The organism is Rhodoferax saidenbachensis (assembly GCF_001955715.1).
Lineage (GTDB): Bacteria > Pseudomonadota > Gammaproteobacteria > Burkholderiales > Burkholderiaceae_C > Allorhodoferax > Allorhodoferax saidenbachensis.
On sequence record NZ_CP019239.1, the window covers coordinates 1,530,474 to 1,553,159 of the forward strand.

Below are 22,686 nucleotides of genomic sequence, written 5' to 3' on the forward strand. Positions count from 1 at the left end.
CCGTATTCCTTAACCAACCTGCAGAGGATTTTGATGAAGACATTGTTCCAACAACCGATTCTGGCGATCGCCGTCGCTGCTTCCCTGAGTTTTGCCGGTGTGAGTGCCAGCGCCCAGGAAATTACCGGTGCGGGTGCTTCTTTCCCCGCCCCCATCTATGCCAAGTGGGCGTCTGACTACAACAAAGCCACCGGCGTCAAGGTGAACTACCAATCCATCGGCTCCGGCGGCGGCATCAAACAGATTGATTCCAAGACCGTGGACTTCGGCGCATCCGATGCCCCTCTGACCGACGACGTGCTCAAGACCAAGGGCCAGATGCAGTTCCCCACCGTGTTGGGCGGCGTGGTTCCCGTGATCAACGTCAAGGGTATTGAACCCGGCCAACTGAAGCTGACCGGCCAAGTGCTGGGCGATATTTACCTGGGCAAGATTTCCAAGTGGAACGACCCCGCCATCAAGGCGCTGAACCCCACACTGGCACTGCCTGACGCTGCCATTGCCCAAGTGCGCCGCGCTGATGGCTCCGGCACCACCTTCATCTTCACCAACTACCTGAGCAAGGTCAACGCTGAGTGGAAGTCCAAAGTGGGCGAGGGCACGGCCGTGAACTGGCCTGTGGGCGCCGGTGGCAAGGGCAATGAAGGCGTGGCCGCATTTGTGGGTCGCCTGCCCAATTCCCTGGGTTATGTGGAATATTCCTACGTCAAGCAGAACAAGCTGAACTACGCGATCATGCAAAACTCTGCTGGCAACTTTGTCAAGCCCGATGACGAAGCCTTCAAGGCCGCAGCCGCTGGTGCGGACTGGAGCAAGTCCTTCTACCAAATCCTGACCAATCAGCCTGGCAAAGATGCATGGCCCATCAGCGGCGCGACCTTTATCCTGATGCACCTGAAGCAGGACAAGCCCGCCAACGCGACGGAAACGCTGAAGTTCTTCAACTGGGCTTACGCCAACGGCGCCAAAGCAGCGGCTGATCTGGACTATGTGCCTATGCCTCCTGCGGTGATCGCTGCCATCCAGAAATCCTGGGGCGAGATCAAGGACGGCGCTGGCAAGCCAGTCGCTTTCAAGTAATTCCACTGTCTTTTGTTGGCAATTGCCAGGGAGTACCCCATGTCGTCTACCATCCTGCATGGGGATTCCCCGGCACTTTTTCCTGTAAACCAGCCCATACGCGCCATGACACAGCCTCCACCCGTGAAGAAGGCCCGCTCCGGCCCCATGCTTGACCGCATTTTTGGCTGGGTGGCCAAAGGCGCGGCCCTGCTGACCCTGGGTCTGCTGTTTGCGATTCTTCTGTCCTTGACCATCAGTGCCTGGCCTGCCATCAGCAAGTACGGTCTGGGTTTTCTGACCAGTACCACCTGGGACCCCGTGCAAGAGGAGTTTGGCGGCCTGGTGATGATTTACGGCACCCTGGCCACATCGCTGATCGCGTTGATCATTGCGGTGCCGGTGAGCTTCGGCATTGCGCTGTTCCTGACCGAGCTCTCTCCCGCCTGGCTCAAGCGCCCACTGGGTACCGCGATTGAACTGCTGGCTGCCGTGCCCTCCATCGTGTACGGCATGTGGGGTCTGCTGGTGTTTGGCCCCGTGCTGGCCACCTATGTGCAGCAGCCGCTGCAGGCCTTGCTGACCGGCGTGCCGTATTTGGGTGCCTTTGTATCGGGCCCGCCCGTAGGCATCGGCATTTTGTCCGCCGGCATCATTCTGGCGATCATGATCATTCCCTTCATCTCAGCCGTCATGCGCGACGTGTTTGAAGTGACGCCCCCGCTGCTCAAGGAGTCAGCCTACGGCCTGGGTGCTACCACCTGGGAAGTGGTTTACAAGGTGGTGCTGCCCTATACCAAGACCGGTGTGATCGGCGGCGTCATGCTGGGCCTGGGGCGCGCCATTGGCGAGACCATGGCCGTGACCTTTGTCATCGGCAATTTCAACCAGCTCGACAGCTTAAGCCTGTTCCAGGCAGCCAATAGCATTACCTCTGCATTGGCGAATGAGTTTGCCGAGGCGGGCGAAGGCCTGCACCAGGCCTCGCTGATGTATCTGGGGCTGGTACTTTTCTTTATCACCTTTGTGATTCTGTCGCTGTCCAAAATGCTGCTGTCGCAGTTGCGCAAGAGCGAAGGAGCAAAAACATGAGTAATGCTGCAACCCACCAGGCGCGTGTCGCCAAGTTCGCACAGCGCAAACGGGTCAACACCGTCGCCACAGCCCTCGCGCTGGCGGCCATGGCCTTTGGCCTGTTCTGGCTGTTCTGGATACTCTGGGAAACCATCCGTCTGGGTTTTGAAGGTCTGACCTTCGCCACGCTGACCCAGATGACGCCGCCACCGAACGAAGAGGGGGGCCTTGCGAATGCCATTTACGGCTCGTTCCTGATGGTGGCGCTGGCTACCTGTGTGGGCACGCCCATCGGTGTGATGGCAGGTATCTACCTGGCCGAGTTCGATACCAAGAGCTGGCTGGCGGCCACCACGCGGTTTGTGAACGACATCCTGTTGTCGGCACCCAGCATTGTGGTCGGCTTGTTTGTTTATTCGGTGGTCGTGTCGCGCTTCAAGTCCTTCTCGGGTTACGCCGGCATTCTGGCGCTGTCGCTGATCGTGATTCCGGTGGTGATCCGCACCACCGAAAACATGCTGCAACTGGTCCCTGCCGGTTTGCGGGAAGCGGCCTACGCACTGGGTGCACCCAAGTGGAGGGTGATTTTGAGCATCACCCTCAAGGCGGCACGCGCTGGTGTCATCACCGGTGTGCTGTTGGCCGTGGCCCGTATCGCTGGGGAAACTGCGCCTTTGTTGTTCACGGCGTTGAGCAATCAGTTCTGGACTTCGTCCTTGAGCGAACCCATGGCCAGCCTGCCAGTCACGATCTTCAAGTTCGCCATGAGCCCTTATGAGAACTGGCAAAAATTGGCCTGGGCAGGTGTATTCCTGATCACCTTGGCTGTGCTGGTGCTGAACATCCTCGCCCGGGTACTGACCCGCAACAAGATTTGATGGGCCCTAAAGCCTCCTTATTGAAAAAGACAACCCCATGATCACTACCTCTGCAGTCGGCAACGGCACCGCCCTTGCCAAGGAAAAGACCAAGATATCGGTCAAGGACCTGAACTTCTATTACGGCAAGTTCCATGCGCTCAAGGGCATCAACCTGGAAATTCCCGAGAAGAAGGTCACTGCCTTTATCGGCCCCTCGGGCTGCGGCAAGTCCACACTGCTGCGCATTTTCAACCGCATGTTTGAGCTCTACCCGGAGCAACGTGCCGAAGGCCAGGTGCTGCTGGATGGCGAGAACCTGCTGACCAGCAAGGACGACGTAGCTTTGCTGCGCGCCAAGGTCGGCATGGTGTTCCAGAAACCTACGCCGTTCCCCATGTCCATCTTCGACAACATCGCGTTTGGCGTGAAGCTGTTTGAGTCGCTCAACGCCACCGACATGGAAGAGCGCGTTGAATGGGCGCTGCGCAAATCGGCTTTGTGGTCGGAGGTAAAAGACAAGCTGCACCAAAGCGGCTCCAGCCTCTCGGGCGGACAGCAACAACGCCTGTGTATTGCACGCGGCATTGCCATCAAGCCCGAAGTGCTGCTGCTGGACGAACCTTGCTCGGCACTGGACCCGATTTCCACCGCCAAGGTGGAAGAGTTGATCGTCGAGCTGAAGAACGACTACACCGTGGTCATCGTGACCCACAACATGCAGCAGGCTGCGCGCTGCAGCGATTACACCGCCTATATGTACCTGGGCGACCTAGTGGAGTTTGGTGCCACAGAACAGATGTTCTTCAAGCCCAGCCGCAAGGAAACCGAAGACTACATCACTGGCCGTTTCGGCTGAACGTCAGAGAGAAAACCATGTCCGATAAACATTTGTCTACCCAGTTCGACAGCGAACTCACCTCCGTCTCGGCCCAGGTCATGGAGCTGGGTGGTCTGGTGGAATCCCAGATCCGTCAGGCCATCTACGCGCTGTCGCAGTTCAGTGTGGAAGTGGCCAACGAGGTTACAACCCGCGAAGCCCGCGTGAATGCAATGGAACTGGAGATCGACCGTGATCTCTCCAGCATCATCGCCCGCCGCCAGCCTACCGCGCGTGACCTGCGCCTGCTGATCGCCATCTCCAAGACCACGGCCAATCTGGAGCGTGTGGGTGACGAGGCTGAAAAAATTGCGCGCATGGTGCGCTCCATCATCCAGAGTGGCGCGCCACGCTCGCTGCCGTCGCTGGAGTTGCGCGTTGCGGCCGATCTGGCCTCCGGTCTGCTCAACAAGGCGCTGGATGCGTTTGCCCGACTCGATGTGAATGCCGCGGTCACCATTCTCAAAGAGGACGACCTGATTGACCAGGAGTTTGATGGTTTTGTGCGCAAGCTGATCACGTACATGATGGAAGATCCACGCATGATCTCGCCGAGCCTGGACCTGCTGTTCCTGGCCAAGGCCATTGAGCGTATCGGTGACCACGCGAAGAACATTGCAGAATTCATCATCTACGTGGTCAAGGGCGAAGATATTCGCCACTCCAGCATGGAGAAAATCGAATCGGTGGTTAAGTAATGTGCCCCCACGTTCCACCGCTGCGCGGGTCACTGCCCCCCATGGGGTCGCAGCCCTCCCTTGGGGCGGCCCGGCGGGAGGTCTTATGAGAAACATGCCCGCAGTACTGATTGTTGAAGATGAACCGGCGATTGCCGAGCTCATCGCCGTCAATCTGCGGCACAACGGCTTTCGCACCACCTGGGCGCTGGACAGCGCCTCGGCCCAGCGCGAGCTGGATGCGGCCTTGCCAGACCTGATTCTGCTGGACTGGATGTTGCCTGGCGAAAGCGGTCTGGTGCTGGCCAAGCGCTGGCGTGCCCATCCGCGTACCAAGGCCATCCCCATCATCATGCTGACCGCGCGTGGCGATGAGGCTGACCGCGTGGCGGGCCTGGATGCCGGTGCAGATGACTACATTGCTAAACCGTTCTCCACCAAAGAATTGCTGGCCCGCGTGCGCGCTGTGCTGCGCCGCCGTGCCCCGGAGCAGGCAGGTGAGGCCATGACGGTAGGCGCGTTGGTGCTGGACCCTTCCACACACCGAGTGTCGTTTGAAGAGCAACCCCTGAAGCTCGGACCTACAGAATTCAAGCTGCTGCAATTCCTGATGGCAAGCCCCGAGCGGGTGCACAGCCGCGGGCAACTGCTGGACAAGGTGTGGGGCGACCACGTCTATATCGAAGAGCGGACGGTCGATGTGCACGTGAAGCGTCTGCGCGAATCCTTGAACCAGGCCGGTGCCATGGTGGAAACCGTGCGTGGTGCGGGCTACCGGCTGACGGCCAAACCCGCTCCCGCCGCAGTGCCGGCTGAAAAGACCAGCGCCTGAGTCGCACGACGTACCACACATGTTTTGGCGGTTTTTCTCCTTTGTGCTGTGCCAGGCACTGCCCGCGCTGGTCGCGTGGAGCTTTGTTGCACCGCCGTACCAGCTTCTTTCAACGTTCATGGCGGCATTGCTGGGCAGTTATGTCTGGCTGTTGTTGGACGTTTTGCGCGGAGCGCGCTTGCTGGAGTGGCTCAAGGCCGGTGACACCGCCGACACGCCCTTGGGTGGCGGACTGTGGGGTGAGGTGTTTGACCGTGTGCGCAAGCTGGTGCGCACACGTGACCGCGCTAACATCGAAAGTGAAGCACGCCTGCAGGATTTTCTTGCCGCGTTGCAGGCCTCGCCCAATGGGGTTGTCCTGCTGGATGCCGGCGGGCGCATAGAGTGGTTTAACCAGACAGCGGCCACGCATTTTGGCTTTGATGCACGGCGCGACATGCTGCAGCATTTCGGCAATCTGGTGCGTGACCCCGGTTTTGCCAGTTATTACGCAGCGCACGATTTCCGACACGATGTGATCATGCCGGGGCGCGAAAGCACCAGTTCCAAACCGGTCAAACTTTCGGTCCATCTGCACCCCTATGGGGAAGGGCGCAGCCTGTTGCTGTCGCGTGATATCACCGCGGTGGAGCAGGCCGAGGCCATGCGGCGTGATTTTGTGGCCAACGTGTCCCATGAAATTCGCACACCACTAACGGTGTTATCAGGTTTTGTGGAAACGCTGCAGTCCCTGCCACTCGAAGTACAAGAGCGCCAGCGTTACCTGGACCTGATGGCGCAGCAGGCCCTGCGTATGCAAACACTGGTCAATGATTTGCTGACGTTGTCGCGCCTGGAAGGCAGCCCACTGCCGACCACGCAGGATTGGGTGTCTGTGCAGACGCTGATGGCGCAGTGCGAACAGGACGCGCGTGACCTGTCGGGACTGTTGTGGACACGGCCCCAGGCATTGCGGTTTGAGCAGGATGCAGATTCGCAAATCGCCGGGTCCTCCACCGAGTTACACAGCGCCATGTCGAACCTGATTGGCAATGCCATCCGCTATACCCCTGCGGACAAGAGCATTGACGTGCGATGGCAGGTCTTGCCCGATGGTGGAGCGGTGTTCAGTGTGAAGGACCAGGGCCCCGGCATTGCACCGGAACACATTCCGCGGCTGACCGAACGTTTTTACCGCGTGGACCGCAGCCGTTCCCGCGAGACCGGGGGCACAGGGCTAGGCTTGGCCATCGTCAAACATGTGGCCCAGCGTCATGGGGCGGAACTGGGCATAGAAAGCCTGCCCGGAAATGGCTCCCGCTTCTCCATCACCTTCCCCGCACAACGCGTGCGCGAGAACGTGGTTCGTCACTGAGCAGGCTGTTAGCGCCGTCGGAATATCAGCACGGATTCATTGCCGTCGGCAGGGTGGTGCTGTACCGCATGTTGAACCCAGTGGGTTTGGTCCAGCGTAAGGGGAGGGGCCATATCGGGCCCGGGCTCCACCAACAACCAGTTGCATACGGGCTCGATTTGCATGGGCATGATTTTGAGCTTGCCGTAGACCTGGAAGGCCGCAATTTGCCCTTGGCTCTGGCCGAACACTTCCACACAGTCCGTAGGGCCGAGTTGCTTCACAGTGCGAGTGACCAGTGTGTTGTAGCTCAGCGAGTAATTGAGCAGGGGCATCCACAAGGTCATTAACAGCAGCCAGCACAGTGCTGCGCCGCAGCCGGGTAGTACCAGGCTTTTCCAGATGGCTGCGCGGTGGCGTCCCACACGCCATTTCACGAGCCATGCCCAGGCGATAGTAGCCAGAACGGCAATCGCGAATGCCAGCGTAGAAAAACGGGCTTCAAATCCAGGCGCCAGGCGGGCCACGTTGGCCGCCGGTTGGGTCGGGAAGCCGGTTTGCATGGCTAGCCACACCACCCAGATGATGAACCCGCAGCCCGAGAAGAACAGCAGGGTGAACCAGTCGATCAGTGCCGCCACCTGGCGTTTGAGCGTGGGCAGGGCAAATGCAGCCAGCGCAGCCAGGGCGGGCAGGGCCAGCAGCAGACTGCGGTCGGAAGAGCCCGTGCTGAGGGTTGCGGCGACGGTCACGGCGACAAACCAGACCGGCAGCGCCAGGTGGCGGCTGGTCCGTACGCGAAACAGCTGATGGCGCCAGCGCCATACGGTCCACAAGGCCAAGGGGCCTGCGGGCCAGGTAAACCACAACAGCAACTGCGCGTAACCATTCCAGTCGGACCATTGGGCATGGGGCAGCGTAATCTTCCAGCTCCATAGATCCAGGGCCGTGGAGGCCATGCCTACACATACCGTGAGCAGTACCAGGCCGGTACTTTCGAGCAGGATGCGGTCGTTGCTAGAACCACTGTCTGTATCGTCGGGGCGGTCCAGTGCATGGACTAGGCTGCTTCCCAGACCAAACAACACGGCCATGGCGGGTGCGCCTGACAGCGCCAGACCCAACAGGCCCAGCACAGCCCCCAAAGCCGGTACAACACGCCGGTAGGGGAGTGCCGCCATGGCGTAGAAGAACAGTGCTGTGAAGCCCAATTGCGCCAAGGCTGGCGTGGTTTCGTGAGAGAGCTGGGCCAGGCCCAGGCAGGCAATCAGGGCCAACAGGCCGCCGTCGGCCATGGCGCGCGCGTAATCGGCAGGCAGGGCCTCACCACCAAACGCAAAGGCCACCGGCTGTGCCTGGGGCCTGCGCGCCAAATAGTAGGTGCCGTACCAGCAGCCCAAAAAGGTCAGCGCGAGCAAAAGCCCAAAAGGAATGCGGGCCGCAAAGTCTGCGGGGATCCAGGCCGGCGCGACCTGTATGGCCCAGGCACCCAACCAGTAGGGCAGCAGCCCTGGAGTCTCGGCAGACATGCCAGCCAACGTAGGCTTCAGCCATTGCGCAGAACCGTGTGCCAGGGCATCCATGAAACCGAGTGCCGCCATGTCCGCACTTTTCCAAGCTTCGCGCCCGATAAAACCCGACAGTACATAGGCCACGCAAAACAGCAGCAACGCGAAACGCGGCAGGCGTCTGACGGCAGCTTGGGCAACGATGGCGGGGTTGGGATGGTTCACGGTGTTCCGGGTATTTTCAGGCGAAAAAAAAGCAGCGCGGAAAGCCGGGCTGCTTTTTGGTGCGATTCAGGTGTAACCCTGAAAACTCGCTTATGCTGCTTCGGTCTTGACAGCAGTCTTGCCGAAACGGTTGCGGAATTTCTCCACGCGGCCACCCATGTTGTCCACGGATTTTTGTGTGCCAGTGTAGAAAGGGTGCGATTCGCTGGTCGTATCAAGCTTGTACAGCGGCAGTTCGCGGCCGTCTTCCATCTTGATCATTTCCTTGGTGTTGGCGCAAGAACGTGTCACAAACTTGAAGTTGTTGGACATGTCCTGGAAGCAAACTTCGCGGTAATTGGGGTGAATGCCTTCTTTCATATTCTTTCCTTGGTCGTATGCGGGAGCCGTGCCAGACCATCTGGCGTACTTTCCGCTGAGCTCGCGATTATACAACTAAATCAACGACTTGCACTACTTTGAGAAGGGCAATCCGGCGCCGGGCCGCCCCAAGCCGGGTTAGCTCCCTTGGGGGGCAGAAAGCTACACGCAGTGAGCGAACGTGGGGGCCACGTCTTCAGCCACCCCGACGCATCATGTCGAAGAATTCGTTGTTGGTTTTGGTCGCCCGCATTTGCTTGAGCACCATTTCCATGGCTTCCACTTCATCCATGTTGTAGAGGAATTGGCGCAGGATGCGGGTCTTTTGCAGGATTTCGGGTTGCAGCAGCAACTCTTCACGGCGGGTACCGCTGCGGTTGAGCTGGATCGACGGGAACACGCGTTTTTCGTACAGGCGGCGGTCCAGGTGGATTTCGGAGTTGCCGGTGCCCTTGAATTCTTCAAAAATCACTTCGTCCATGCGGCTGCCGGTGTCGACCAGTGCCGTGGCGATGATGGTCAGGGAACCGCCTTCTTCCACATTGCGGGCCGCGCCCAGGAAACGCTTGGGGCGTTGCAGTGCGTTGGAGTCCACACCACCGGTCAACACCTTGCCGGAGGAGGGCACGACGTTGTTGTAGGCGCGGGCCAGGCGGGTGATCGAGTCCAACAGGATCACCACGTCTTTTTTCAGTTCGACTAGGCGCTTGGCGCGCTCGATCACCATTTCGGCGACGTGCACGTGGCGTGCGGCGGGTTCATCAAAGGTGGAGGCAATCACCTCGCCCTTGACGGTGCGCTGCATTTCGGTCACTTCTTCCGGGCGCTCGTCGATCAGCAACACCATGAGGTAACTGTCAGGGTAGTTGGCCGAAATGGCGTGCGCGATGTGCTGCATCATCACGGTCTTGCCGCTCTTGGGCTGTGCCACGATCAGTGCGCGCTGGCCCTTGCCGATAGGGGCAATGATGTCGATCACGCGACCGGTGATGTTTTCTTCGCCCTTGATGTCCTGTTCCAGTTTCATCTGGACTTTGGGGAACAAGGGGGTCAAGTTTTCGAACATGACCTTGTGTTTGTTGCTCTCGGGCAGGTCGCCGTTGACCTTGTCCAGTTTGTTCAGTGCAAAGTAGCGTTCGCCATCCTTGGGGGTGCGCACTTCGCCTTCGATCATGTCGCCGGTGTGCAGATTGAAGCGGCGCACCTGGCTGGGGCTGATGTAGATGTCGTCAGTCGAAGCCGTATAGCTGGTATCGGGGCTGCGCAGGAAGCCAAAACCATCGGGCAGAATTTCCAGCACGCCGTCCGCAATGATCTGCTCGCCGGTGCGGGCGCGCTTCTTGATGATGGCGAACATCAGCTCCTGCTTGCGCATGCGGCCGGTGTTTTCGATCTCAAGCTCTTCGGCCTGCTTCAGGACTTCTGACACGTGCAGTGCCTTGAGTTCGTTTAAGTGCATGGAATGTGTCCCGTGGGGGGAGTTGACCGATATGTCGGTAAATGGCAAAAAATCAGGGGAGGGGATTTGAGGCAAGACCAGTGGTTTGGCCTCGGCGTTCTTAACCAGGGAATTGGAACCAGCCCTTTTTGGGTTGCTGGTGAACGGATTTAATTATGACAGGAAAATATTCGATCCTGGAATATTCCTAAGAGGTCCGTTGCGAGCCTCTTAATGTGCAGGGACAGAGCGGTGTTTTACACACCGGTCTGTCCCGCAGGGACTCAGGCCAATTGCTGGTCGATAAAGGCCGTCAACTGGGCCTTGCTCATGGCGCCGACTTTGGTGGCTGCCAGTTGGCCGTCCTTGAACAGCATCAATGTGGGGATGCCACGGATGCCGAACTTGGCCGGGATGTCGCGGTTCTCGTCCACGTTCATCTTGGCGACCTTGAGCTTGCCTTCGTAAGTACTGGACACTTCGTCCAGGATAGGGGCAATCATTTTGCAGGGGCCGCACCATTCAGCCCAGTAGTCCACCAGAATGGGCTGTTTTGATCCGAGCACATCGGCTTCGAAAGTGGCGTCGGTCACGTGTTTAATGAGTTCGCTGGCCATGAAGGTTCCTTTGGGAGTTTGCGATACGGCTAAAGTTGCGGCATTGTGACAGAAACCAAGCCCCACGACCCCGACGCCCTCGCTATGAACGACATAGCGAAAAACGATGCCCCAGAGGCGCTGCGGGCGTTCAGTTATGGGCCGGATCACCCGGCCATGGCGCTATGGGTTCACCCCCAAACCGGTCTGTTGGCACGCATCGCGGATGCCATGCAGGGATTGGGCGCGCATCCAGCGCGCACGCTGGTCTTGTTGCCTTATGCCCAATTGCTCCCTCTGGCCAATCGCCTGTGGGGCAAGACCTTTGCAGATGGTTTTGCCCCCCGCTTTGAAACGACCCAGAACTGGGTGGTTTCCGTGGGTGGCCACAACTCTGCGGCCACAGATATTTCCTTCGATACCGCGCTGGACACCCTGACCGCGCAAGCACTGCTGTCGCACAGCGGACTCCCCGAGCAGGATGGCCTGGCGACATTGTTGGTGCAAGCCGCGCACCAATTGGCCCCCCTCGCCGCGGCGGCAGGGCCCGAGGGGCGCGCCCGTTGGGCTGCAGATGCGCGACGCGATGCAGTGTTGGGAATGGACGGTGCAGCGCTGGCCTGGGAGGCGCAAGTGGCGCGTGTGGCGGTGGAATGGGCGGCCATTTCCGGTTATGCGAGCGACGCCTTGTTTGATGCCGATGTGCTGCAGTCGCTGGACTGTCTGGTGGTGGTGCAAGGGCTGGCTGCAGATCCCTTGGCCGCGGGGCTGCAATCCGTGTGGGGTGACAAGCTGGTGGTGTTGCCACTGTCACCGGTTGATGCAACAGAGCCGCTTGCAGCAAATCATCTGAGTCTGCACGCCTGTTTGGATGCAGAGGACGAAGCCCAGCGCACTGCAGCATGTGCGCTGCGCCATATTGCGGCCAACCGGTATCCCGTGGCGCTGGTGTCGTCGGATCGTGCATTGACGCGCCGTGTGCGTGCCATGCTGGAGAGTGCCGGTGTGCAGATGCGCGATGAAAACGGCTGGAAGCTCTCGACCAGCCACGCCGCTGCTGCCGTGATGGCCTTGCTGCGCGCCGCAGTGTGGAATGCCTCTGCGGATGCCGTGCTGGCGTTGGTCAAGCGGGCCCCCGCCTTGCAGCACACGGGGGATGCACTGGAAGCCGCTTTGCGCCGAGACCAGGTGCGCGACTGGCGCCATGCGACTGCCGCTCCTTCCATGAAGAAGGATGCGCTTTTGGCCGCATGCGCCGCCGTGGACCAGGTGCGCGGATTGCTCACTGGACGTCGCCCGGTATCCGCATGGCTCACGGCATTGCAAGAGGCTTTGCAGAGCACGGGTCTGTGGGATGGATTGTTGGAGGACGGCGCAGGCACCAAGGTGTTGGGCGCGCTGCGCCTTGCACCTGCGGACCCTGGCGCATGGAAGGCTTTGCTAGGCAGTGCGCTCTGGGCCCAGCGCCGCCTGGATCTGACAGAGTTCACGGCCTGGGTGAACCAGGCGCTGGAGAGCGCCAGTTTTCAACCGGATTACCCCGCAGAAGAAGAGCTGGTGATCCTGCCCATGAGCCAGATGCTGGGGCGCCCCTTTGCGGCCGTGGTGTTGGCTGGGTGTGACGAGGTGCGCCTGAACCCCTCACCCGAGCCCGCAGGCCAGTGGACGCCCGCGCAACGCGCTGCGTTGGGTCTGCCTGCGCGCGAAGCGCTGGATGCGCAGTTGCGTGCTGCCTGGCAACACGCGCTGCAGTCGCCGCAGTGTGATGTGCTGTGGCGCACCAGCGATGACAGCGGCGAAACCTTGTTGCCCAGCAGCCTGGTGCAATTGCTGCAGCTGGCACACGAAGATGTGCCGCTGGCTAAAGATCCGCGCGATGTGCGCACGCTTCCGGCAGCCCCAACGTTGCCACCCATGCCCACGGGTGAGCAACTGCCGGTGAAACATCTGTCTGCCAGCGCCTATGAAGATTTGCGCCAGTGCCCCTACCGGTTCTTTGCATTGCGTCAGTTGGGCCTGAAGACCGTGGACGAGCTGGAGTCGGAAGTCGACAAACGCGACTTTGGTGTCTGGTTACACGCGGTGCTGCAACATTTTCACGACGCATTGGCCGCCCAGCCCATTGCAGACCGGGCCGGTCGCAGCCGTCTGCTGAACCTTGCGAGTGAAGAAGCCACGGCCTCCATGGGTTTGCCCGAGGGCGAATTTTTGCCGTTTGCGGCCGCCTGGCCTGCGGTGCGCGAGGGGTATCTGGACTGGCTGGAGAAACACGAACTGGAGGGCGCCGTCTTTGCCAGTGGTGAGACTTCACATAGCCAGCCAATTGGTGATTTGAAACTGGTGGGGCGTATCGACCGCATGGACACTCTGCCCGACGGTACGGTGATGGTGCTCGACTACAAGACCGAGCCGGGTGCCAAAACCAAACAACGCGTCAAAGACCCGTTGGAAGACACGCAGATCGCTTTTTATGCGGCGCTGTTACCCAACGACACGCTGCGTGCCGCTTACGTGAATGTGGGCGAGCGCGAAGGTACCGTGATGAGCGAACAGCCCGAAGTGGTGCACGCCCGCGACGCGCTGATTGCGGGCATCCTGGAGGACATGCAGCGCATTGCGGACGGTGTTGCGTTACCAGCGCTGGGCGAAGGCCCTGCTTGTGACTACTGCCAGGCCCGAGGCTTGTGCCGCAAGGATTTCTGGAATGTCTAGTGACGAATTTCAAACGCATGACACCGTTCGGGCTGAGCTTGCCGAAGCCCTGCCCTTCGACAGGCTCAGGGCGAACGGTTGTGAGGTGCTGAGATGAATGCCGCAATATCCCATGGCAGCGCAGCCTTCGAACACAACGGCCAGCTGGTCGCGCGCCAGCGTTTCTACGAGATTGCTTGTGACCCGCGGCGCAGCGTGGCGGTGGAGGCCTGTGCCGGTGCCGGCAAGACCTGGATGCTGGTCTCGCGTATGGTGCGGGCGCTACTCGAAGGCGCTGCGCCGCAGGAAATCCTGGCCATCACGTTCACCAAAAAGGCCGCTGGCGAAATGCGCCAGCGCCTGCAGGAATGGCTGCACAGTTATGCGCAGGCCGATGACGCGACGCTGCGTGAAGCCCTGCTGCAACGCGGCCTCCTGACGGAACCCACCGCTGAACAATTGCAGACCCTGCGTGGCCTGCATGCGCAACTGTTGAACAGTGGCCGCCCGGTGCAGATACGCACCTTCCACAGCTGGTTTGCCGCCTTGTTGCGCAGTGCGCCGCTGGCTGTATTGCATGAGCTGGGCCTGCCCACGCAGTACGAGCTGTTGGAGAACGATGCCCAGGCTGTGGCGCAGGTGTGGCGGCGTTTCCAGACCCGTGTGGTGCAGGACGCCGCCGCGAAAGCCGACTACCTGGACGCGGTGACCGCCTTTGGTCGCCACCAGACGCACAAGGCGCTGGAAGCAGCGTTGTCCAAGCGCACCGAATTTGCGCTGGCCGATGCCCATGGCGTGGTGGCTACATCGGTGCGTCATTTTGCCGAGCAGTTCCCGGCCTTTAAGGGTTTGCAGGCGCCACTGGACCGGCTGGCCCAACCCGCGGTGCAGCAACTCCTGTGGGACAGCGCGCGTGCGTTGGGCACGTGCACGGGTAAGACATGCCTGACAGCCGCCAGTACGCTGGAGCGCGCGCTGACGGATGGCAATGTGACGGGGAGCATGGACGCCTTGCTCACCAAGTCGGGCACCGCACGCAAGCTGACCGACAAGCTGGTGGATTTGGGCAGCGTACAAGCCGCGCAGGCGCTGCTGCTGGAGGTGCAGCAGGCACAGGACCAGCACCAGGCCTGGCTGCACCAGCAGCGCATGGCACGGCTCGCGCGTGGCCTGCTGGATGACTACGCGGCCCTGAAGCGCGAGCGCGGCTGGATCGACATGGGCGATCTGGAGCGCGCCGCGCTGGCGCTGATGTCGGACACGGAACTCAGCGGTTGGGTGCAGGAGCGGCTCGACGCGCGTGTGCGCCATTTGCTGATTGATGAGTTCCAGGACACCAACCCGCTGCAGTGGCAGGCGCTGAGCAGTTGGCTTGCGTCCTACGCGGGGGCTGGCAATGCACCCAGCGTTTTTATCGTGGGTGACCCCAAGCAAAGTATTTACCGCTTCCGCCGTGCCGAGCCGCAGGTGTTCCGCGCCGCCAAAGCCTTTGTGGTCGATGGTTTAGGCGGCGATGTGTTGAGCTGCGACCATACGCGCCGCAATGCGCCGCCCATCATCGACCTGGTCAACACCGTAATGCTGCAGGCGCAGGAGGCCAAAGAGTTTGAGGACTTCCGCGCCCACAGCACTGAATCTTTGGAGCCAGGCCAGGTGCTCAAGCTGCCGCGCATCACGCGCGAGGCCAAGGTGGATGTATTGGACGCGGAGCCCGCGTGGCGTGACTCGCTCAGCACGCCGCGCCATGTGGTGGAAGACACCCGTAAAACGCTGGAGTGTCGTCAGGCCGCGCATTGGCTGGCGCAGCAGCTTGGGCAGGGCAGTGTCAAGCCGCAGGGCATCATGGTGTTGGCCCGCCGACGCGCGCACCTAGGTCTGATGCAGGAGGAACTGGCGAAGCTGCACATTCCCGCACAGCAGCCCGAGAAAAATGAGCTGGGCGAATGCCCCGAAGTGCAGGACCTGATTGCCTTGATGGACGCACTGGTGTCGCCGCGCCACGACTTGTCGCTGGCACGCGCGCTCAAGTCGCCTCTGTTTGGTGTGCAGGACAGCGACCTGGTGGCGCTGGTATTGCAGCAGCGCGCCCTGCAGGCTTCTGCGCCGGTATCTGACGATGTGCCCACAGTTGTGACCTGGCTGCAGGTGTTGCAAGAAGCTGCTGGTCTGCCACCTGCATTGGCCCCGATAGGCGCCACGCTCACACGCTGGCAACAATGGCTGGCCACGCTGCCACCGCACGATGCGCTGAGTGCCATCTATGAAGACGGCGACGTGTTGGCCCGTTATGCCGTCGCCTCTCCGCCGGTACTGCGTGCCAGCGTGTTGGCCAATTTGCGTGCATTGCTGGGCGCTGCCTTGCAGGTGGACGGCGGGCGCTACAGCACCGCGTATGGCCTGGTGCGCGCGCTGCGTACGGGCGGCATTGCGGCGCCGGTACGGGACCAGGCCAATGCGGTGCGCCTGCTGACCATCCACGGTGCCAAGGGGCTGGAGGCGCCGCTGGTGCTGGTGCTCGACACCGATGGCGAGGCACCCAAGTCCGAAACCATGGGGGTACTGGTGGACTGGCCGGGCGAGGCCGCGCACCCGCGCCGTTTTGTGTTTCTGGCCAGCGAATCCAACCCACCCGCCTGCGTGGTCGACACGCTGGCGCTGGAGCAGGCCGCCCGCAGCCGCGAAGAACTCAACGCACTCTACGTGGCGCTCACGCGCACCCAGCAGACGTTGGTGGTCTCCAGCATGGAACCGCACCGTGAGAACCCCGGCAGCTGGTGGCAGCGCCTGCATGCCCATGCGCAGGATGCGGTTTGGCCCTTGGGGCGTGATGAGGATTCCGTTCCCCCCGGGCCTGTTGAGAAGCAGAGTGGCCATGAGGCCATCACCCTGAAAATAGTGCCAAAACGGGCTCTAGCCCCTGTGGATATTGCGCAAGCAGCTACTGATTCAATAGCAAAAACAAGCGGTGCTCTGGCCGTTGCAGTGCCCGACAGCCTGGATTCCCGGATTGGCCAGGCCATGCACCGCCTGCTGGAATGTGTGCAACCCGCTTCCGTGGTGAGCACAGCGCCCTGGTCGGCCGCGCAGATGGCCCGTGTGGCGCAAACCTTTGCGCTGGACGAAAGCCAGACCCGGCAAGCTGCCCAGATGGCGCAGGCCATTCTGCAAGGCGAGGGCGCCTGGGTGTGGGATGTGGGCCAGCTCGCCTGGCACGCCAACGAGGTGCCGCTGGCGCAGGGCGGACGTTTGCTGCGCATGGACCGCCTGGTGCAGCACCGCGAAAGCGGCGATTGGTGGGTGCTGGACTACAAATCCACCGCCAGCCCGCAGGACCAGCCCGACTTGTGTGGTCAACTCCACGCCTACCGCGCAGCGGTGGCCCTGGCTTATCCAGGGCAAACCGTGCGCGCCGCGTTTTTGACGCCGCAAGGCCGACTGATTGAATTGACTGCTGAATGACTTCTGAACTCTCCCCATCCCACACCGCCGCGACGGCCCTTTTGCAGGCCGACGTGGTGATCGTCGGTGGCGGCCCTGCGGGGCTGATGGCCGCGCAGGTGCTTGCGGACGCCGGGCGCACTGTGCACCTGTTTGACGCCATGCCCTCGGTGGGACGTAAATTTCTGCTGGCCGGCAAGGGCGGGCTCAACCTCACCCATTCCGACAGCGCCGATGTCTTCGCCGAGCGTTATGGTGCACGCCGCAAAGACATTGAGGCACTTTTGGCCGACTTTGGCCCGCAAACCCTGCGCGACTGGGCGCAGGGCCTGGGCATTGAAACCTTTGTGGGCTCGTCGGGCCGCGTTTTCCCCAAGGACCTGAAGGCTGCGCCGCTCCTGCGCGCGTGGCTGCAGCGTCTGCGCCGCCCGGCCAGCGGCACAGGCGTGCAGTTCCACATGCGGCACCGCTGGACCGGCTGGACCGAGCAGGGCGCGTTGACGTTCGATACGCTCCAAGGCCCTGTGCAGGTCACGGCGCGCGCTGTCGTGCTGGCGCTCGGCGGTGGAAGTTGGGGGCGCCTGGGCTCCAACGGCGCCTGGGTGCCACTGCTGGCGCAAAAAGGCGTGGCCGTGGCACCGCTGTTGCCGGCCAACTGCGGCTTTGATGTGCAAAAGGGCTGGAGCGAATTTTTCTCAAGCCGTTACGCGGGCCAGCCGTTCAAGTCGGTTGCCGTGTCCCTGACCACCAGCATGGGCCAGACCTTGCGCCGCAAGGGCGAGTTCGTGGCCACGGCCACCGGTGTGGAGGGCAGCCTGGTCTACGCCGTCTCCAGCTTGCTGCGCGACGAAATCATCCGCACCGGCAGCGCCACCTTCCATCTGGATTTGCTGCCCGATATGGCGCCCGAGCGCGTGCTGGCCGAGGTGAGCCACCCGCGTGGTTCGCGTTCGCTTTCCAGCCACCTCAAAAGCCGTTTGCACCTGGAAGGCATCAAGTCCGCCATCCTGCACGAGCTGCTGCCCAAAGCCGTGTTCGAGTCGCCTGCGGAGCTGGCAAAAGCCATCAAGGCCCTGCCCATCACGCTGCAGGCCGCCCGCCCGATCGACGAGGCCATCAGCAGCGCCGGTGGTGTGCTGTTTGAAGTGCTGACCCCCGCCCTCATGCTGGAACAGTTGCCCGGCGTCTTCTGTGCCGGTGAAATGCTCGATTGGGAGGCCCCAACCGGCGGTTACCTGCTGCAGGCCTGCTTTGCCAGCGGGCGCCAGGCCGGGTTGGGCGCGTTGGCCCATTTGAACGCCCAGGCCTGAAGCGCAGGATTTGCGGGCTTTTCCCGCGGAAGTTACTGGTTTAAAACGGCTGCGCAGTGGAACGCATAGTGGAACAATGGGGGGCATGAAGACCCTCGTCCACAAGCACTGCGTTGCTCTCGCCCTCATGGGGTTGCTGACGCTGCCCGCCTGGGCCCAATTGCCGAAGCGTGACCTGACCGTAGAACTGCGCCAGGTCGAGGACACTGACACCAGTGGCTACAGCGCCAGCACCCAACCCAGCCGCCCGGGCCTGGTGCCCCAGCAGGTACTGGTGCGCAATGGGGAAAAAGCCAGCCTGCGCATCAGCCAGTCTTTGCCCCTGCAGTGGGTGCAATCCGTGCAGTCCGGCGGTGCAAACAGTGGCGCCGGTGTCACCAACGCCCTGATCTGGATGGACGCGGGCCAAAACATCACCCTCACCCCGCGCTGGCCCGGCGGCAAGTCGCCCGTCACGGTGGAGGTGGAAGTGCAGACCTCCGACGTGGAAGACCGCAAGGGAAGTGATTTGCCCGCCCAGTCGCGCAGCCAGGTGGCCACCACAGTGACCGCGCCATTGGAATATTGGGTGGTGATTGCAACGTCAGGCCAAAGCCCGGTGGCGGGCAGCTACAGCAGTGCGCCCAGCCGTGCGGCGCGGCGCCTGCTACAGATTCGGGTCTCTGCCGATTGAAGGCGAGCCCGACAGCAGAATGCGCAAAGAATGGGGGTTGACGAGCCTTACCCCGGCACTAAGTCCACAGTTAGGGCTGCTTGGTTCCCCACCTGACCCGGTTGGCCGCTTCCTCATGCGAGGAGGCCCGTCAGCCGTTATTGTAGTGGCTTCAAAGTCCCTTGCCTGAACAGATGCCCGCGCTGAATACACTTTCTGTGGAGGCGCTCTTTGACCAGGGCAACCAGGCCATGGCCGAGGGCGACAACGCGCTGGCAGAGGCCTGTTTTCGCACCGCGCTGCAGTTGGCGCCCGATACTGCAGAGATACACGCCAATCTGGCATTTTTGCTGGATGCTTCTGGCGATGTGGCGCAGGCCGAAGCCTGTTACCAGCGTGCCATTGCCTGCAACCCGGACATTGCGCAAATCCATCTGAACCTGGGCAGTTTGCTGACCGTGCAAAAGCGGCTGATGGAGGCGGAGGCCGCTTTCACCCGCGCCATCACGCTGGAGCCGGATGTGGCCGGGGGCTGGTCCAACCTGGGTGGTCTGTATTCGGGCATGCAACGCAACGCTGAGGCCGAGCTTTGCTGTCGGCAGGCCTTGTTACGTGACCCGCAGCATGCCAAGGCGCGTTTCAACCTGGCCTGTGTGTTGCTGCGCCAGGGTCGGCTGGAAGAGGGCTGGGTCTGCCTTGAGGCTCGGGACTGGTATGCACCACTGCAGGCGCATCTGGATATTCCGCGCTGGCAGGGCGAGCCACTGACGGGCAAATCCATCCTGATCGGTCTGGAGGCCGGGCAGGGGGACATGATCCAGTTCGCCCGTTATGCCGCACTGCTCAAAAGCCGTGGTGCCGCGCGGGTCACGCTGTTGTGCCACGCCTCGCTCAAGACGCTGTTTACCAGTTTGCAAGGGGTGGATGAGGTTCTGGCGTTTGACGAGGCCATTCCCCGCACGGGCTGGGATTGCTGGACGCCGGCGATCAGCATTCCGCTGCACTGCGCCACACGGATAGATGCGATTCCTGCATCACTTCCGTATCTCCATGCAGCACCAGAATTGATGGCCCAGTGGCGGGCGCGGTTGCCTGCACAGGGTTTGCGCGTGGGGCTGGTGTGGAAGGGCAACCCGAGGTTTGAAAATGACTTCGACCGTTCGCTGCAAGGTCTGCATATGTTGGCGCCGCTGACGCAGGTGGAGGGGGTGTCTTTCATCAGCCTGCAAAAAGGGCAGGGCGAAGAAGAGGCGCTGTGCCCTCCTACTGGTTTTGATGTATTGCCGCTGGGTTCGCAGTTGGCCGATTTTGCAGACACGGCGGCCGTTGTCGCGCAACTGGACCTGGTGATATCCGTGGACACGGCCGTGGCGCATCTGGCGGGGGCCTTGAACAAACCGGTGTGGCTGCTGCTGCCGTACTACAAGACCGACTGGCGCTGGCTGCAAGATCGCACGGATTCGCTCTGGTACCCAGGCTGCATGCGGCTGTTTCGTCAGTCTGCTAGTGAAAACTGGGCTCCGGTGGTGGAAGAGGTACGAGTGGCACTTCAGGCAACGCTGAACAGGCCCCTCCGTTCGGGCTGAGCCTGTCGAAGCCTTCTATAAGTCCTTGATTTGTGCGTGGGGCGTTTCGCCCTTCGACACGCTCAGGACAGGCCAAGCTCAACGCGAACGGACTTAATCAGCAGAGCCTTAAGGAATCCAGCAACACTCCAGCACCGTAGAATCAGAGCCATGTCTTACCTCGTGCTCGCCCGCAAGTACCGTCCGCGCAATTTCACCGAAATGGTGGGGCAGGACCATGTGGTGCAAGCCCTCTCCAACGCGCTGACCACCCAGCGCCTGCACCATGCCTACCTGTTCACCGGGACGCGCGGCGTGGGCAAGACCACGGTGTCGCGTATTTTGGCCAAGTCGCTCAACTGCCAGGGTGTCGATGGCAATGGTGGAATCACCGCTACCCCTTGTGGTGTATGCCAGGCCTGCTCTGATATTGATAGCGGTCGCTTTGTCGACTACACCGAGCTGGATGCCGCATCGAACCGCGGCGTGGACGAAGTGCAGGCGCTCTTGGAGCAGGCGGTCTACAAGCCGGTGCAGGGGCGTTTCAAGGTCTTCATGATCGACGAGGTGCACATGCTCACCAACACGGCGTTCAACGCCATGTTGAAAACGCTGGAAGAGCCGCCCGAGTATTTGAAATTTGTGTTGGCCACGACCGATCCGCAAAAGGTGCCGGTCACCGTTTTGAGCCGTTGCCTGCAGTTCAACCTGCGGCCCATGGCGCCCGAGACCATCCGTGAACACCTGACCAAGGTGCTGGAGGTGGAAAACGTGCAGGCGGAAACCCAGGCGCTGCGCCTGCTGGCCCGTGCGGCGCGCGGTTCCATGCGTGATGCCTTGAGTCTCACCGACCAGGCCATCGCCTTTGGCTCCGGCCAGTTGCAGGAGGCCACGGTGCGCCAGATGCTGGGCAGTGTGGACCGCTCCTACGTGTTCCGCCTGATCGAAGCGCTGGCTACGGGTGATGGAAAAACCGTAGTGGAAACCTGCGAAACGCTGCGCCTCAATGGCCTGAGCGCTGCGTCCACACTGGAAGAAATGTCCACGGTGTTGCAGCGCATGGCGGTGATTCAAACCCTGGCGCAAAGTGCCAGTGCCCAGACCACTGCGGCGGCCGACGACGATACCGACCCGGAAGCGGCCGACACCGCCCGCCTGGCCGCGCTGTTGCCCGTGGACGAAACCCAGTTGCTCTACAGCATCTGCCTGCACGGCCGCGGTGACCTGGGCCTGGCGCCCGACGAGTACGCCGCGCTGACCATGGTGCTGCTGCGTTTGCTGGCCTTCAAACCCCAGGGCCCATCGGCCTCGGCGGAAAAAAAAACTCTAATTAGTCCTGCGGCGCCCGCGCCGGCACCTGTCAAGCTGCCCACTGTCGCGCCGCCCGCAGCAATACCGGCGCGTGCCACAGTGCCAACGGCGCCGCCTGTCGCTGCCGTACCCGTGGTGCGCGCTCCTGTGGCTGCTCCGCCTGTGCCAGCCCAGCCCGCCGCAGTACAGCCCTGGGACGATGCTCCCGTGCTTGCCGTTCCGGCCGCCACAGACCTGCCACCGGGCCACATGCTGCCAGTGCGTGACAGTGCCACGCATGCAGAGCCCGACGAGGATTATGAAGAAAATATGCCTCCAGCCCGCATGGAGATTGCGCAAGCAGCTACTAAAGTTGTAGCGGTTCCGGTGCGCACGCAACCCGAGAACCGTGCGGACGCGAGCGTTGCGCAGGCGGCTCCGGTACTGATTCCCACCGAAGAGGGCGACTTCTGGCACGCCACCGTGCAGCAATTGATACAGGCTGAAGCCATCAATGCCATGGTGCGTGAACTGGCCCTGCAGTCGCAGTTGATCGCGCGCGATACCGACCAGTGGATACTGCGCGTGGAGCGCGAGTCGCTTAACCAGCCCGGCACCCGCGACCGGCTCACCACGGCCCTGCAGGCGGCGGGTTTTGGCGTGAAGCTGGTGGTGGAGATTGGCCGTGTGACCGACAGCCCGGGGCGGCGCAACAATGCGGCTTCGGCTGAAAAGCAGGCGGCCGCCGAGAAGATTATTTTTGACGATCCGTTTGTGCAGTCCATGATGCGTGACTTTGGCGCGAAAATCGTGCCCGGAACCATCAAACCCATTTAGTCAGTTGGGGTCAGAGCACATCGCTTGCGCGAGTGATCTGCCCCGCAAGTCTTAGTTCGTTGGG

17 protein-coding genes and 1 other RNA gene are annotated in these 22,686 nt (G+C 61.5%); 13 read left to right on the plus strand and 5 right to left on the minus strand.

The genetic code is table 11. The features are described 5' to 3' along the window. The first annotated feature begins 33 nt into the window (after positions 1-33). The 7 genes from pstS to phoR all read left to right on the plus strand — a co-directional run bounded on the left by pstS (position 34) and on the right by phoR (position 6,733). The gene (pstS, locus tag RS694_RS07345; RefSeq protein ID WP_029705847.1) at positions 34-1,080 is read left to right on the plus strand and encodes a phosphate ABC transporter substrate-binding protein PstS; all 1,047 of its coding nucleotides are present in this window, start codon (positions 34-36) and stop codon (positions 1,078-1,080) included. A 39-nt stretch (positions 1,081-1,119) separates the two neighbouring features. Beyond that, the gene (gene pstC, locus RS694_RS07350; RefSeq protein ID WP_076069481.1) at positions 1,120-2,151 is read left to right on the plus strand and encodes a phosphate ABC transporter permease subunit PstC; all 1,032 of its coding nucleotides are present in this window, start codon (positions 1,120-1,122) and stop codon (positions 2,149-2,151) included. Beyond that, the gene (pstA, locus tag RS694_RS07355; protein ID WP_029705845.1) at positions 2,148-3,011 is read left to right on the plus strand and encodes a phosphate ABC transporter permease PstA; all 864 of its coding nucleotides are present in this window, start codon (positions 2,148-2,150) and stop codon (positions 3,009-3,011) included. The genes pstC and pstA overlap by 4 nt, the downstream gene beginning before the upstream one ends. Positions 3,012-3,048: 37 nt before the next feature. Beyond that, complete coding sequence (gene pstB, locus RS694_RS07360) at positions 3,049-3,849, plus strand: phosphate ABC transporter ATP-binding protein PstB (RefSeq protein WP_029705844.1); 801 nt, start codon at positions 3,049-3,051, stop codon at positions 3,847-3,849. Between the two features lie 17 nt (positions 3,850-3,866). Further along, a complete protein-coding gene (phoU, locus tag RS694_RS07365; protein ID WP_029705843.1) occupies positions 3,867-4,568 on the plus strand; it encodes a phosphate signaling complex protein PhoU in 702 nt (233 codons plus the stop codon). Positions 4,569-4,653: 85 nt separating this feature from the next. After that, positions 4,654-5,379 carry a phosphate regulon transcriptional regulator PhoB gene (gene phoB / locus RS694_RS07370; RefSeq protein ID WP_029705842.1) on the plus strand — a complete coding sequence of 242 codons (726 nt, stop codon included), beginning with the start codon at positions 4,654-4,656 and terminating at the stop codon, positions 5,377-5,379. A gap of 19 nt (positions 5,380-5,398) precedes the next feature. Then, positions 5,399-6,733: a phosphate regulon sensor histidine kinase PhoR gene (gene phoR / locus RS694_RS07375; RefSeq protein ID WP_037246398.1), complete on the plus strand. Its 1,335-nt coding sequence runs from the start codon at positions 5,399-5,401 to the stop codon at positions 6,731-6,733. A gap of 8 nt (positions 6,734-6,741) precedes the next feature. Here phoR and RS694_RS07380 read toward each other — a convergent pair whose 3' ends face one another. The 4 genes from RS694_RS07380 to trxA form a co-directional block, all read right to left on the minus strand. Beyond that, positions 6,742-8,445 carry a membrane protein gene (locus tag RS694_RS07380; protein WP_029705840.1) on the minus strand — a complete coding sequence of 568 codons (1,704 nt, stop codon included), beginning with the start codon at positions 8,443-8,445 and terminating at the stop codon, positions 6,742-6,744. Between the two features lie 90 nt (positions 8,446-8,535). Continuing rightward, positions 8,536-8,805: a type B 50S ribosomal protein L31 gene (locus tag RS694_RS07385; RefSeq protein ID WP_029705839.1), complete on the minus strand. Its 270-nt coding sequence runs from the start codon at positions 8,803-8,805 to the stop codon at positions 8,536-8,538. 196 nt (positions 8,806-9,001) lie between these two features. After that, positions 9,002-10,264: a transcription termination factor Rho gene (rho, locus tag RS694_RS07390; RefSeq protein ID WP_029705838.1), complete on the minus strand. Its 1,263-nt coding sequence runs from the start codon at positions 10,262-10,264 to the stop codon at positions 9,002-9,004. Between the two features lie 263 nt (positions 10,265-10,527). Continuing rightward, a complete protein-coding gene (gene trxA / locus RS694_RS07395; protein ID WP_029705837.1) occupies positions 10,528-10,860 on the minus strand; it encodes a thioredoxin TrxA in 333 nt (110 codons plus the stop codon). An 84-nt stretch (positions 10,861-10,944) separates the two neighbouring features. On the opposite strand from trxA, the gene RS694_RS07400 reads away from it, so the two are divergent. The 4 genes from RS694_RS07400 (at position 10,945) to RS694_RS07415 (ending at position 18,951) form a co-directional block, all read left to right on the plus strand. Beyond that, the gene (locus RS694_RS07400; RefSeq protein ID WP_241463837.1) at positions 10,945-13,551 is read left to right on the plus strand and encodes a PD-(D/E)XK nuclease family protein; all 2,607 of its coding nucleotides are present in this window, start codon (positions 10,945-10,947) and stop codon (positions 13,549-13,551) included. Between the two features lie 93 nt (positions 13,552-13,644). Further along, positions 13,645-16,989 carry a UvrD-helicase domain-containing protein gene (locus tag RS694_RS07405; protein ID WP_029705835.1) on the plus strand — a complete coding sequence of 1,115 codons (3,345 nt, stop codon included), beginning with the start codon at positions 13,645-13,647 and terminating at the stop codon, positions 16,987-16,989. Further along, entirely contained in the window at positions 16,986-18,278 is a 1,293-nt protein-coding gene (locus RS694_RS07410) for a TIGR03862 family flavoprotein (RefSeq protein WP_029705834.1), read from the plus strand. The genes RS694_RS07405 and RS694_RS07410 overlap by 4 nt, the downstream gene beginning before the upstream one ends. 85 nt (positions 18,279-18,363) lie before the next feature. Next, positions 18,364-18,951 carry a hypothetical protein gene (locus RS694_RS07415; protein WP_037246388.1) on the plus strand — a complete coding sequence of 196 codons (588 nt, stop codon included), beginning with the start codon at positions 18,364-18,366 and terminating at the stop codon, positions 18,949-18,951. A gap of 36 nt (positions 18,952-18,987) precedes the next feature. Here RS694_RS07415 and ffs read toward each other — a convergent pair. Beyond that, positions 18,988-19,083: signal recognition particle sRNA small type (ffs, locus tag RS694_RS07420), an RNA gene on the minus strand. Between the two features lie 29 nt (positions 19,084-19,112). Here ffs and RS694_RS07425 point away from each other — a divergent pair. Together RS694_RS07425 and dnaX are read left to right on the plus strand one after the other, a co-directional pair. Next, the gene (locus RS694_RS07425; RefSeq protein WP_244898411.1) at positions 19,113-20,516 is read left to right on the plus strand and encodes a tetratricopeptide repeat protein; all 1,404 of its coding nucleotides are present in this window, start codon (positions 19,113-19,115) and stop codon (positions 20,514-20,516) included. A gap of 150 nt (positions 20,517-20,666) precedes the next feature. Then, a complete protein-coding gene (dnaX, locus tag RS694_RS07430; protein WP_029705831.1) occupies positions 20,667-22,622 on the plus strand; it encodes a DNA polymerase III subunit gamma/tau in 1,956 nt (651 codons plus the stop codon). Positions 22,623-22,686 lie beyond the last annotated feature (64 nt).